The sequence below is a fragment of the Acidovorax temperans genome, from assembly GCF_006716905.1.
GTDB lineage: Bacteria > Pseudomonadota > Gammaproteobacteria > Burkholderiales > Burkholderiaceae_C > Acidovorax > Acidovorax temperans.
The window spans coordinates 1,165,093-1,177,101 of sequence record NZ_VFPV01000001.1; the positions used below are offsets into that span (position 1 = coordinate 1,165,093).

The following is a 12,009-nucleotide window of genomic DNA, read 5'->3' on the forward strand; positions in this document are numbered from 1 at the left end:
CTTTCCACTTCAAGAACCCCTGGCGGTGGTCGCATTACTCAAGGTGGTGGCGCCTGGCCTGGGTACCGAAGGGTCTGGCTTGCCGATGACCCGGTAAGTTTTGGTACCGCTACCAAATTCAGACGGGTAAATGGTAGCGGTACCAAAATTGGCCGTCAATGTCGTACAACTCAGGGTATTCCCGAAATTCTGAAAAGTTTTTGAGTGCACTTCTGCCAGCACCACGAGCCCAAGGGCCTGCCACCGCCGGCAAAAAATTCAGGTCGTATCGCGTTCGACGATGGAGAAGTCCACCTGCACCACGGCGGGGTCCACCTCCCGCCCCTCGGCACGGTCCATCAAATACTGGGCTGCCAGCCTGCCGATGTGCGCGCCATTGATTTGCACCGTGCTCAAGGCGGGCAACATGTCGGCCACAAAGGGCACATCGCCAAAACCCATGATCGCCAGCCGCCCGGGCACGGCAATCTGCCGGGCGCGGGCCTCGGTCGCCACCCCCACGGCCAGCAAGTCAGAGCTGCAGAACACGGCATCAGCCTCGGGGCATTCGTGCACCAGGCGGGCCAGGGCATCACGCCCGCTGCGCAGCGAGCGTTGCGCCCCCACGTTGACCACATGCACCGGGGGCAAGCCCGCCTGCTCGGCGGCCTCGGCAAAGGCAGCGGCGCGCCGCGCAGCCCGCTCGTCTTCGGCGGTGACCAGTGCCAGGCGCTTGCGCCCCTTGGCGACGAAGAACTGCGCCACGGCACGGCCAATATCAAGGTGCGAGAAACCCACCAGCATGTCGATGGGCGTGGGGGTCAGGTCCCAGGTTTCCACCACTGGAATGCCCGAGGCCACCAGGCGCGTGCGCCCCTTGCCTGCACCCATGATGCCGGTGAGAAAGATACCGTCGGGCCGACGGCCAATGATGGCCTCCAGCAGCAACTCCTCCCGGTCGGCGGAGTAGCCCGACTGCCCGAGCATCAGCTGGTAGCCCGCATCAAACAGGGTGCTGTTGAGCGCCTCGATGGTTTCCATGAAGACCGACATCACCGTGCTGGGCACCACCGCCGCAATCAGCCGGCTGCGCGCTGACGCCAGCCCGCCCGCCATGCGGTTGGGCACATAGCCGGTGCGCTGCACGGCATCGAGCACACGCTGGCGCACCTCGGGCGAGACCTGATCGGGGGTGTTCATCACCCGCGATGCCGTGATGGGCGCCACACCTGCGAGTTTGGCCACATCACGCAGGGTGATCGCACCACTGCTGCGGCGCGAGCGCCTGGGGTTGTCTTTTTCAGTCATCAGTGGTTTAAAATGGTACCGGTACCATACACATCACACAAGCCGGCGCAACCTGGGGAGGGATGCGCGCGAAGTGCCAGATCATAGGAGACAGCATGTCCGATTGCCCCACCGATGAGCCCCTGAAACCGCTCACCATCCGCATGCGCGACAGCGACAACGTCGCCATCGTGGCCAACGATGGTGGCCTGCCCGCAGGCACTGCCCTGCCCTCGGGCATGGTGCTGCGCGACAAGGTGCCGCAGGGCCACAAGGTGGCGCTGGTCGATCTGCCCGCCGGGGGTGCGGTGCTGCGCTACGGCATTCCGATTGGCTATGCCATCAGCGACATTCCGGCGGGCAGCTGGGTGCACGAGCGGCTGCTGTCCATGCCCGAGGCGCGCGAGCTGGACGCCCTGCCCATGGCCACCACACGCGGCCAGGCCTGGCCCCCGCTGGAGGGCTACACCTTTGAGGGCTACCGCAACGCCGATGGCTCGGTGGGCACCCGTAACATCCTGGCCATTACCCAGACCGTGCAGTGCGTGGCGGGCGTGACCGAATTTGCCGTGCAGCGCATCAAGCAAGAACTGCTGCCCCGCTACCCCAACGTGGACGACGTGGTGGCGCTGGAACACGGCTACGGCTGCGGTGTGGCGATTGACGCGCCCGACGCCATCATTCCCATCCGCACCCTGCGCAACCTGAGCCTGAACCCCAACTTTGGCGGCGAGGTGATGGTGGTGAGCCTGGGCTGCGAAAAGCTGCAGCCCGAGCGTTTGCTGCCCCCCGGCTCCATCCCCGTGGTGGACGAGCGCAGCAGCACGCAGGGGCTGGATGTGGTGTGCCTGCAGGACGAAGCCCATGTGGGCTTCATGTCGATGGTGGAGTCCATCATGCGGCAGGCTCAGACGCACCTGCAGCGCCTGAACGCGCGCTGTCGCGAAACCGTGCCTGCCAGCGAACTGGTGGTGGGCGTGCAGTGCGGGGGCAGCGATGCGTTCTCGGGCGTCACCGCCAACCCGGCCGTGGGCTTTTGCACCGACCTGCTGGTGCGGGCTGGTGCCAGCGTGATGTTCTCGGAAACGACTGAAGTGCGCGACGGCATTGCGCAGCTCACGGCCCGCGCCGCCACCCCCGAGCTGGCCGAAGCCATGGTGCGCGAGATGGCCTGGTACGACGCCTACCTGCAGCGCGGCAGCGTGGACCGCAGTGCCAACACCACGCCCGGCAACAAGAAGGGCGGGCTGTCCAACATCGTCGAAAAGGCCATGGGCTCCATCGTCAAGTCCGGCTCCGCTCCTATCGTGGGTGTGCTCTCGCCGGGCGAAAAGCTACAAACCCGGGGCCTGACCTATGCGGCCACCCCCGCCAGCGACTTCATCTGCGGCACCCTGCAACTGGCTGCGGGCATGAACCTGCATGTGTTCACCACCGGCCGCGGCACGCCTTACGGGCTGGCCGAGTGCCCCGTCATCAAGGTGGCTACCCGCACCGACCTGGCCCGCCGCTGGCACGACCTGATGGACGTGAACGCAGGCACCATTGCCGAAGGCAAGGCCACCATTGAAGAGGTGGGCTGGCAGCTCTTTCACCTGATGCTGGACGTGGCCAGCGGCCGCAAGAAGACCTGGGCCGAACACTGGAAGCTGCACAACGCCCTGGTGCTGTTCAACCCGGCGCCGGTGACCTGAGCCGCAGCAGGCCTCTTTCACGTAGCAGCGTTGGAGGGAGGTGCCTGGCAAAGCCAGCACCGCCCTTTTTTTAACAATTCGGCTTGATATTGATCAGCTGTCACTGCTGGGGGTACTCGTACAGTCAACGCTTCATTGCTTCTGTGCGCCACCATGTCCATCGAACTCTATCGCGACAAGAATCATGCTTGCATCATGTTCACCGACCTCATCGAGGAGGATGGGCAGGCAGTGCAGGCCAACCAGTTCCTGATCGTGGACGATGACACCGGTGCCATCATCGACCCGGGCGGCAACCTGGCGTTCAACGAACTGTTCATGGGGATGACGAAGCATTTCCCGCCCCACAAGCTGTCGTACCTGATCGCCTCCCACGCAGACCCGGACATCATTGCCTCGCTGGACCGGTGGCTCACCAGCACCAAGGCATCGCTGGTCATCTCCCGCGTGTGGGAGCGCTTTGCGCCGCACTTCACCAAAGTGGGCAAGACAGAAAACCGCGTCATCGGCGTGCCCGACAGCGGTGGTCACTTGCCCCTGGGGCGGCATGAACTGGTGCTGTTGCCAGCCCACTTCATGCACTCCGAAGGCAACTTCCATTTCTACGACCCGGTCAGCAAGATCCTGTTCACGGGTGACCTGGGCGTGTCGATGATGTCCGGCGCCGAGGCCAGCCGCCCCGTCACCGATCTGCAGGCCCACATTCCCCGCATGGAAGGCTTCCACCGCCGCTACATGGTGTCCAACAAGGTCCTGCGGTTGTGGGTGAACATGGCCCGGCAACTGGACATTGCCATGATCGTGCCGCAGCACGGCGCCCCCATCATGGGCAAGCCAGCCATCCAGGATTTCTTTGCGTGGATCGAAAACCTCAAATGCGGCATCGACCTGTTTGATGACCGTGCCTACCAGGTGCCCACAGCGCACATCGACCCCGTGACGCGCCAGATGCGTCCCGCCTTGCGGCAGGTGGGTTGACACTCTGAGCAGGGCTGCCGGCGGGCGGGCCCTGCTTTCTGGCAACAAGCCGCACGACAAACGAGTTTTGGAGCCTCCCCTCGAACAAGGGCTCTCACCGCCTCGCTAACGACTTGGCCGACAGACCACCGCCGGTGGTCAGCCGTTGGCAGAGACTCAGCCCTGCTTCTTCAAGCGCATTTCCGCCGCCTGCGCATGGGCCTGCAGGCCCTCGCCGTAGGCCAGCTCGGCAGCGATTTTCCCAAGCACCTGGGCACCCGCTTCGCTCACCTCGATGAGGCTGCTGCGTTTCTGGAAGTCGTACACGCCCAGCGGCGAGGAGAAGCGCGCCGTGCCGCTGGTGGGCAGCACGTGGTTGGGGCCTGCGCAGTAGTCGCCTAGGCTTTCGGAGGTGTACGCCCCCAGGAAGATCGCGCCCGCGTGGCGCAGCAGTGGCTCCCAGCGGTGTGGCTCGTTGCTGCTGACCTCCAAGTGCTCTGGAGCGATGCGATTGCTGATCGCGCAGGCTTCTTCCATGTCCTTCGTCAGGATCAGCGCACCCCGGCCGGAAAGGCTCTTGGCGATGATTTCGGCGCGCGGCATGGTGGGCAGCAGGCGGTCGATTTCGCGCTGCACGGCGTCCAGGTAGGCGGCGTCGGGGCACAGCAGGATGGACTGGGCCAGCTCGTCGTGCTCGGCCTGGCTGAAAAGGTCCATCGCCACCCAGTCGGGCGGCGTGGTGCCGTCGGCCAGTACCAGAATTTCACTGGGGCCCGCAATCATGTCGATGCCCACGGTGCCGAACACGCGCTTCTTGGCGCTGGCCACGTAGGCGTTGCCAGGGCCGGTGATCTTGTCCACCTTGGGCACGGTTTCGGTGCCGTAGGCCAGCGCGGCGACGGCCTGCGCACCGCCGATGGTGAAGGCGCGGGTCACACCGGCCACGTAGGCAGCAGCCAGCACCAGCGCGTTCTTTTCGCCCTTGGGGGTGGGCACGACCATGATGATTTCACCCACACCGGCCACGTGTGCAGGAATGGCGTTCATCAACACGCTGGAGGGGTACGCCGCCTTGCCGCCCGGCACATAGATGCCCACGCGGTCCAGTGGCGTGACCTTTTGGCCCAGCAGGGTGCCGTCTTCGTCGCGGTAGCTCCAGCTCTCGCCCGAGGCTTTTTTCTGCGCTTCGTGGTAGCTGCGCACGCGTTTCGCGGCGGCTTGCAGGGCATCGCGCTGGGCTTGCGGAATGGCATCAAACGCGGCCTTGAGCTCTGCCTGCGTCAACTCCAAAGCAGACAACTGCGAAGCCGTGAGGCCGTCGAAGCGGGCGGTGTACTCCAGCACCGCCGCGTCGCCGCGCTTTTGCACATCGGCCAGGATGTCGGCCACGCGCTGCTCGATGGCCGCGTCGGTGTCGGCAGACCAATGCAGGCGGGCTGCAAAATCAGCCTCAAAAGTGGCTGCAGCGGTTGACAGACGAGCGGGAGCAGCTACCAATTTCATAGTGCGTTGCAGTTCAGGTTTCAGTTTTGCTCTGCCGGAATGGCCGAGGCAAAGGCATTGATGATGCGGCGCAGCGGTTCGCGCTTGAGCTTGAGTGCCGCCTGGTTGACCACCAGGAACGAGCTGATGTCCATGATGCGCTCCACCTCCACCAAATGGTTGGCCTTGAGGGTGTTGCCGGTGGAGACCAGATCGACGATGGCGTCGGCCAGGCCGGTGAGCGGGGCCAGCTCCATGCTGCCGTAGAGCTTGACCATGTCCACGTGCACGCCCTTGGTCGCAAAGAATTCGCGGGCGATGGAGGTGTACTTGGTGGCCACCTTCAGGCGCGAGCCTTGCTTGACAGCGCGCTCATAGTCAAAGTCTTTGCGCACAGCCACGCTCACGCGGCACTTGGCGATGCGCAAGTCCAGCGGCTGATACAGGCCCTGGCTGCCATGCTCGATCAGGGTGTCCTTGCCCGTCACGCCCAAATCCGCGCCGCCGTATTCCACATAGGTGGGCACATCGGACGCTCGCACCAGCACCACGCGCACGTCAGGCTGGTTGGTGGGCAGGATGAGCTTGCGCGACTTTTCGGGGTCTTCCAGCACCTCGATGCCCGCAGCAGCCAGCAGCGGCAGGGTTTCTTCAAAGATGCGGCCCTTGGAAAGCGCCAGGGTGATCATCGTCATGTTTTTAATTACTCCACTGTTTCTTGCCTGCTACTGCACTGCGATTTGTGCGCGCCCTATGCCGGGGACGCCGTGCAAGGGCCGCCCCGCCGCACGGGCGTCGTCCCCCTTCCCACGCGCAGCGTGAGAGAAGGGGGAAGAGGCGAAGCCGCTCAGGGGGATGACAATTCATCTCACTCGCTCGATGTCGGCACCGATGCCGCGCAGTTTGGCTTCCATGCAGTCGTAGCCACGGTCGAGGTGGTAGATGCGGTCCACCATGGTTTCGCCATCAGCCACCAAGCCCGCGATGACCAGGCTGGCCGAGGCGCGCAGGTCGGTCGCCATCACGGTGGCGCCCGACAGGCGTGGCACGCCTTCGATGACCGCCACCTTGCCGTCCACCTGGATTTTGGCGCCCAGGCGAACCAGCTCATTGACGTGCATGAAGCGGTTTTCAAAAATCGTCTCGGTCACCGTGGCCGTGCCCTGGGCAATGCAGTTGAGCGCCATGAACTGCGCCTGCATGTCGGTAGGGAAACCGGGGTATTCGGTGGTGCGAAAGCCCTGGGCCTTGAGCGTGGCGCCGCCAGTGCTTTCCACACGGATGCCGCCTTCCACCGCCTGCACGGTGGCGCCCGCTTCGCGCAGCTTTTCAATCACAGCGTCGAGGTGGTCGGCACGGCCATGGCGCAGCACCACATCGCCACCCGTGGCGGCCACGGCGCACAGGAAGGTACCCGCTTCGATGCGGTCAGCCACCACGCGGTGGGTGCAGCCGTGCAGCTTTTCGACGCCCTGGATGCGGATGCGGCTGGTGCCGTGGCCTTCGATCTTCGCGCCCATGGCGATCAGCATCTCGGCCAGGTCCGAAATTTCGGGCTCTTGCGCGGCGTTTTCCAGCACCGTCTCGCCCTCGGCCAGCGCAGCGGCCATCATGAAATTTTCGGTGCCCGTCACAGTGACCATGTCAGTGGTAATGCGGGCGCCCTTCAGCCGCGTCCAGCCTGCGGGCAGCTTGGCGATCATGTAGCCGTGCTCGACCACGATCTCGGCGCCCATGGCGGCCATGCCCTTGATGTGCTGGTCCACCGGGCGCGAACCAATGGCGCAACCACCGGGCAGCGACACCGTGGCCTCGCCAAAGCGCGCCAGCAGCGGGCCCAGCGCCAGCACCGAGGCGCGCATGGTCTTGACCAGCTCGTAAGGGGCCTCGGGCCAGTTCAAAGCGCTGGCGTCAATGCGCACCGTGCCGTCGTCAGCCCGCTCGGCCGTCACACCCATGTTGCGGATGAGCTTGAGCATGGTGCTCACGTCCTGCAATTGGGGCACGTTGAGCAGGGTCACGGGCTCGGCCGTGAGCAGTGCGGCGCACAACTCCGGCAAGGCGGCATTTTTGGCACCAGACACCAGCACCTCGCCTTGCAAGGTACGGCCGCCGCGGATCAGGAGTTTGTCCATCTCAAAAAACCAGAATATGAATCAAAAGTGCCTCCAGCGCTTTCGTGTCAAGCGCCAGCAGCTATCAATACAGTAGCAAGCCGAATCAGGCCTGCTGGGTGGCCCACTCGGCGGGCGTAAAAGTCTTCATCGACAATGCATGCACTTCGTCGGTCTGCATGCGGTTGCCCAGGGTGGCGTACACGCGGCGCTGGCGCTGCAGGGTGCGCTGGCCCTCGAACTCGGCCGAAACGATGGTGGCGTACCAGTGGCGGCCGTCGCCCTCCAGGGTGATGTGGTCGCAGGCCAGGCCAGCGCTGATGATGTCTTTGAGTTGGTCTGCAGTCATTTCAGTTTCTGATTTTGTAGCCAGTGCGCAGCAGGTGCACGGCCAGTGCGCTTACCGCAAGCCAGGCCAGGCCGACGATGCCCAGGCTGACCCAGGGCGACACATCGCTTTGACCAAAGAAGCCGTAGCGGAAGCCGTCGATCATGTAGAAAAACGGGTTGAGGTGGCTCACGGTCTGCCAGAACGGCGGCAGCGACTGAATGGAGTAGAACACGCCCGACAGGAAGGTCATGGGCACGATGATGAAGTTCTGGAACGCGGCCATCTGGTCGAACTTGTCGGCCCACAGCCCCGCAATCAAGCCCAGCGTGGCCAGCAGCGCGGCGCCCAGCAGGGCAAACAGCAGGATCCACAGCGGCGCCGCAAACTCCGGCCGTGCAAACGCCAGGGTAACGATGAACACACCGAGCCCCACCACCAGGCCGCGCACCACCGACGAGCCCACATAGGCCACGAACCACGCCCAGTGCGACAGCGGCGTGAGCAGCACAAACACCAGGCTGCCCATGATCTTGCTCTGGATGATGCTGGACGAGCTGTTGGCAAACGCGTTTTGCAGCACGCTCATCATCACAAGGCCTGGCACCAGAAACGCGGTGTAGCTGATGCGGTCGTACACCTTCACATGGTCTTCGAGCACATGGCCGAAGATCAGCAGGTACAGCACGGCGGTGAGCACCGGCGCGGCCACGGTCTGGAAGCTGACTTTCCAGAAACGCAGCACTTCTTTATAAAAAAGCGTCTGCCAACCCGTCATAGCGCCACCTCGGACAAAGGAATGTTGGAAGCCGAGGTACCCGACATCACTTGCAAGAACACATCCTCCAGGTCGGGCCGGCGGATCTCCATGTCCTGCACATCCACGCCAGCGACGCGCAGCGTAGCCAGGTGGTTTTCAATTTCCGCCGCGTCCTGCGCAGGCAACTGGACGATGCGCCCCGTGACCCGCGCGATGGATGCCAGCGCAGCAGGCAGAACCGCGTCGGTCTTGAACTGCAGCACGCTGCCAGAAGCGGCCTTGAGCAGCTCGGACGTGCGATTGAGCGCCACCACCTGCCCCGCCTTGAGCATGGCGATGCGGCCGCACAGCGCCTCGGCCTCTTCCAGGTAATGGGTGGTGAGCAGCACCGTGTGCCCTTCCTTGTTCAGGCGGGCGATGAAGTGCCACAGCGTCTGGCGCAGCTCTACGTCCACACCGGCGGTGGGCTCGTCCAGCACGATGATGGGCGGCTTGTGCACCAGCGCCTGGGCGACCAGCACGCGGCGCTTCATGCCGCCCGAGAGCTGGCGCATGTTGGCGTTGGCCTTGTCGGCCAGGCCCAGGTTTTCGAGCAGCTCGTCAATCCAGGCGTCGTTGTTCTTCACACCGAAATAGCCGGACTGAAAGCGCAGCGCCTCGCGCACGTTGAAAAAGGGGTCGAACACCAGCTCCTGCGGCACGATGCCCAGCTTGCGGCGGGCATCGGCATAGTTGGCTTGCACATCGCTGCCCTGCACCAGCACACGGCCACTGGTGGCGCGGCCCAGGCCCGCCAGGATGCTGATGAGGGTGGTTTTGCCGGCGCCATTGGGCCCGAGGAGCCCAAAAAACTCGCCCTGTTCAATGTCCAGGCTGACTTGGTTCAGCGCCTGGAAAGGGCCTTTGGGCGTTGCAAAGGTCTTGGAGATGGCTTGGAATGAGACTGCGGGCATGAAGCCCCCGATTTTACGGGCTGGGGGCGGTCTGTGCTCGTCTGCCCCCATCAGGCCGCATCGTTGAGCAGGCCATCCACCCCATACAGCCCCGCCATGCCCTGCAGCGCCTGTGGCAGGCCCTGCACGGCAAAGCGCAGCCCGGCGGCCAGCGCTTCGCGCCGAAACTCCAGCAGCACGGCCAGGGCCGAGGTGTCAAACACGCGCAGCGGGGCGGCGTCTACCACCAGGGCGCTGCCCGGCGCAGCCCCACCCACCGACTGCAGCAACTGCGCCAAACAGGCGGTGGCCTGGCGGTGGGTCAGCTCGGAGGGCAAACGCAGTGCGGCGGCGGCAGAGGTCGTCATGGCTTGGGGAATGAAGAGAAGTTGCGCGCCAACGGTCAGCCTTTGCCGGCGTTCGACTTGTTGCGGGCTACCAGCGTGTCGATCAGGCCATCAATGCCCTTGGCGTTGATTTCCTGCGCGAACTGGCTGCGGTAGGTTTCTACCAGCCAAACGCCCAGCACATTGAGGTTGTAAATCTTCCAGCCCGCGCCCTCGCCCGGCGTCTTTTCCAGGCGGTAGTCGAGCTGAATGGGGTCCCCCTTGCCCACGATTTCGGTGCGCACCAGCACATCCTTGTCGTCTGCGGCCGCCCGCATGGGTTTGATGCGCACCGTCTGGTCGCTCACCTGCGCCAAGGCGCCTGCGTAAGTGCGCACGAGCAAAACCTTGAACTCGTCCTGCAAGCGCTTTTGCTGTTCTGGCGTGGCCTGGCGCCAGCCGGGGCCCACCGCAGCAGCAGTCATGCGGCGAAAGTTCACGTTGGGCATCACGGTCTTGTCCACCAGCGCGATCACCTTGTCGATATCACCCGCCTGGATGGCCTTGTCAGCGCGCACGGTGTTGAGCACGTCCTCCGAAAGGCGCTTGATCAGCGCATCCGGCGTCTCATCGGCCGCCAGCGCCGCCAGTGGCAGCCCCAGCGCATAAACGGTTCCAGCAGCAAGGGCAGCACGCCCCAATTCACGTCGATTCATCATTCTTTTGGCTCCAGCTGCACCACGGGCAGCCTTGATGGCATTTTGTTCTGGGCTCTCAGCACACAGGCTTCTGCTGTGTACCAAGGTGCAAGCATATGCAACGCCGCGCGCAATCCACGCAGCATCACGGGCTTATCGGGTCTTAGCGGTCGGGCTCGGGCGGCAGCACGCCGTCGTTGGCGCCGCGATCTGCATCGTCCTTGAACAGCGGCTCGCTCGACTGGCCTTTACGCAACTGCATGTAAACGTCGCGGGTGAAGGAATATTTGTCGAGCGCGGCATTGTCGATCACAGACCCGGCGCGCAACAAGTTCGCGCGCGTGTCCACCATGCGCAGGGCGTACAGCGAATTGCGGTCAGACACCGGACGCACCTGCCGCAACAGGTTGCCATTCACATCCAGCGGCAGTGCCACAGCATCGCGCAGCGTGGAGGGCCCCAGCAGGGGCAGCACCACATACGGACCGGTGTCCACGCCCCAGCGCCCCAGCGTGAGGCCGAAGTCCTGGCGGGACCGCTCAATGCCCAACTCGCTGGCCACATCCAGCAAGCCGCCCAGGCCAAAGATGGTGTTCACATTCACCCGCATGAAGCTGTTGGCCGTGCCCTCGGCACGCAACTGCAGCAGGTTGTTCACAAACGACCACACATCGGACAGGTTGCCGAAGAAGTTGCTCACGCCCGTACGCACCGGCGTTGGCGTCACCTCCACATACGCCGTGGCCACGGGTTTCAGAATGGCCGCATCCACATCATCGTTGAAGCGCGTCATGCTGCGGTTGTAGGACTCGAACGGGTCGTCCGGGTTGGAACGCGGGCCACTGGCGCAGCCCACCAGTGCCAGCGCGGCCAATACGGGCAAGCCCCGGCGGGCCCAGGCCGCGAGTCGGGGTTGGGCCGCCTTCACTGCGGGGGCGTCATTGACTGTCGATGTTTTCATTTGTTGGTGTCCGTCCCTGCGGATTTGCCGCCGTCTTCGGCCTTGTTATAGAGGAACTGGCCGATCAGGTTTTCCAGCACTACGGCCGACTGCGTGGCCGTGACCGTATCCCCGGCCACCAGGTTTTTCTCGTCGGCGCCCGCTTCAATGCTGATGTACTGCTCACCCAGCAAACCGCTGGTCAAAATCTTCAGCGAGCTGTCTTTGGGGAAAGCGTAGCGATCATCCATGGACAAGGTCACACGCGCCTGAAAGGTCTTGTCATCAAACGTGATGGATTCCACACGCCCGACCACCACACCCGCGCTGCGCACTGCTGCCTGGGGCTTGAGGCCACCGATGTTGTCAAACCGCGCACTGATGAGGTAACCCTTTTGAAAATTGAAACTGAGCAGGTTGGCCGACTGCAGCGCCAGGAACACCAGCGCCACTGCACCCAGCATCACAAACAACCCGACCCACACATCATTTTTGGAGCGTTGCACGCTGAT

Annotated in this window: 13 protein-coding genes; 2 read left to right on the forward strand and 11 right to left on the reverse strand. The window is 63.9% G+C overall.

Annotated features, from left to right (window positions below):
* Window positions 1-258: 258 nt before the first annotated feature.
* The gene (locus tag BDD18_RS05655) at window positions 259-1,287 is read right to left on the reverse strand and encodes a LacI family DNA-binding transcriptional regulator (protein ID WP_066695079.1); all 1,029 of its coding nucleotides are present in this window, start codon (window positions 1,285-1,287) and stop codon (window positions 259-261) included.
* 95 nt (window positions 1,288-1,382) lie between these two features.
* On the opposite strand from BDD18_RS05655, the gene garD reads away from it, so the two are divergent.
* Entirely contained in the window at window positions 1,383-2,960 is a 1,578-nt protein-coding gene (garD, locus tag BDD18_RS05660; RefSeq protein WP_142081854.1) for a galactarate dehydratase, read from the forward strand.
* A 153-nt stretch (window positions 2,961-3,113) separates the two neighbouring features.
* Complete coding sequence (locus BDD18_RS05665) at window positions 3,114-3,938, forward strand: oxygen-binding di-iron domain-containing protein (RefSeq protein WP_142081855.1); 825 nt, start codon at window positions 3,114-3,116, stop codon at window positions 3,936-3,938.
* Window positions 3,939-4,094: 156 nt separating this feature from the next.
* On the opposite strand, the gene hisD is transcribed toward BDD18_RS05665, so the two are convergent.
* The 10 genes from hisD to mlaD form a co-directional block, all read right to left on the reverse strand.
* The gene (gene hisD, locus BDD18_RS05670) at window positions 4,095-5,420 is read right to left on the reverse strand and encodes a histidinol dehydrogenase (RefSeq protein WP_142081856.1); all 1,326 of its coding nucleotides are present in this window, start codon (window positions 5,418-5,420) and stop codon (window positions 4,095-4,097) included.
* Window positions 5,421-5,440: 20 nt separating this feature from the next.
* Window positions 5,441-6,088 (reverse strand): ATP phosphoribosyltransferase, encoded by a 648-nt coding sequence (gene hisG / locus BDD18_RS05675; protein WP_420837308.1) that lies wholly within the window; start codon window positions 6,086-6,088, stop codon window positions 5,441-5,443.
* Between the two features lie 174 nt (window positions 6,089-6,262).
* Window positions 6,263-7,534, reverse strand: a complete 1,272-nt coding sequence (murA, locus tag BDD18_RS05680) for a UDP-N-acetylglucosamine 1-carboxyvinyltransferase (protein WP_142081858.1) — start codon at window positions 7,532-7,534, stop codon at window positions 6,263-6,265.
* Window positions 7,535-7,619: 85 nt separating this feature from the next.
* Window positions 7,620-7,862, reverse strand: a complete 243-nt coding sequence (locus BDD18_RS05685; protein ID WP_044397039.1) for a BolA family protein — start codon at window positions 7,860-7,862, stop codon at window positions 7,620-7,622.
* A gap of 1 nt (window position 7,863) precedes the next feature.
* A complete protein-coding gene (locus BDD18_RS05690; protein WP_066695064.1) occupies window positions 7,864-8,619 on the reverse strand; it encodes an ABC transporter permease in 756 nt (251 codons plus the stop codon).
* Window positions 8,616-9,554 (reverse strand): ABC transporter ATP-binding protein, encoded by a 939-nt coding sequence (locus tag BDD18_RS05695; RefSeq protein WP_066695096.1) that lies wholly within the window; start codon window positions 9,552-9,554, stop codon window positions 8,616-8,618. The genes BDD18_RS05690 and BDD18_RS05695 overlap by 4 nt, the downstream gene beginning before the upstream one ends.
* Window positions 9,555-9,604: 50 nt before the next feature.
* On the reverse strand, window positions 9,605-9,901 hold the full coding sequence (locus BDD18_RS05700; protein WP_044397037.1) for an STAS domain-containing protein: 297 nt from the start codon (window positions 9,899-9,901) through the stop codon (window positions 9,605-9,607).
* Window positions 9,902-9,936: 35 nt separating this feature from the next.
* Window positions 9,937-10,578, reverse strand: coding sequence for an MlaC/ttg2D family ABC transporter substrate-binding protein (locus BDD18_RS05705; RefSeq protein ID WP_066695062.1), 642 nt, complete (start codon window positions 10,576-10,578; stop codon window positions 9,937-9,939).
* Between the two features lie 142 nt (window positions 10,579-10,720).
* Window positions 10,721-11,518, reverse strand: a complete 798-nt coding sequence (locus BDD18_RS05710) for an MlaA family lipoprotein (RefSeq protein WP_082758742.1) — start codon at window positions 11,516-11,518, stop codon at window positions 10,721-10,723.
* On the reverse strand, window positions 11,515-12,003 hold the full coding sequence (gene mlaD / locus BDD18_RS05715; RefSeq protein WP_066695061.1) for an outer membrane lipid asymmetry maintenance protein MlaD: 489 nt from the start codon (window positions 12,001-12,003) through the stop codon (window positions 11,515-11,517). The genes BDD18_RS05710 and mlaD overlap by 4 nt, the downstream gene beginning before the upstream one ends.
* Window positions 12,004-12,009 lie beyond the last annotated feature (6 nt).

What these genes read in the sequence shown, in the direction of transcription:
- hisD (WP_142081856.1), bottom strand. Translation starts at nt 5,420, where the DNA reads ATGAAATTGGTAGCTGCTCCCGCTCGTCTGTCAACCGCTGCAGCCACT.
- BDD18_RS05705 (WP_066695062.1), bottom strand. Translation starts at nt 10,578, where the DNA reads ATGATGAATCGACGTGAATTGGGGCGTGCTGCCCTTGCTGCTGGAACC.
- BDD18_RS05695 (WP_066695096.1), bottom strand. Translation starts at nt 9,554, where the DNA reads ATGCCCGCAGTCTCATTCCAAGCCATCTCCAAGACCTTTGCAACGCCC.
- BDD18_RS05665 (WP_142081855.1), top strand. Translation starts at nt 3,114, where the DNA reads ATGTCCATCGAACTCTATCGCGACAAGAATCATGCTTGCATCATGTTC.
- murA (WP_142081858.1), bottom strand. Translation starts at nt 7,534, where the DNA reads ATGGACAAACTCCTGATCCGCGGCGGCCGTACCTTGCAAGGCGAGGTG.
- hisG (WP_420837308.1), bottom strand. Translation starts at nt 6,088, where the DNA reads ATGATCACCCTGGCGCTTTCCAAGGGCCGCATCTTTGAAGAAACCCTG.
- BDD18_RS05700 (WP_044397037.1), bottom strand. Translation starts at nt 9,901, where the DNA reads ATGACGACCTCTGCCGCCGCCGCACTGCGTTTGCCCTCCGAGCTGACC.
- BDD18_RS05690 (WP_066695064.1), bottom strand. Translation starts at nt 8,619, where the DNA reads ATGACGGGTTGGCAGACGCTTTTTTATAAAGAAGTGCTGCGTTTCTGG.
- garD (WP_142081854.1), top strand. Translation starts at nt 1,383, where the DNA reads ATGTCCGATTGCCCCACCGATGAGCCCCTGAAACCGCTCACCATCCGC.
- BDD18_RS05655 (WP_066695079.1), bottom strand. Translation starts at nt 1,287, where the DNA reads ATGACTGAAAAAGACAACCCCAGGCGCTCGCGCCGCAGCAGTGGTGCG.
- BDD18_RS05710 (WP_082758742.1), bottom strand. Translation starts at nt 11,518, where the DNA reads ATGAAAACATCGACAGTCAATGACGCCCCCGCAGTGAAGGCGGCCCAA.
- BDD18_RS05685 (WP_044397039.1), bottom strand. Translation starts at nt 7,862, where the DNA reads ATGACTGCAGACCAACTCAAAGACATCATCAGCGCTGGCCTGGCCTGC.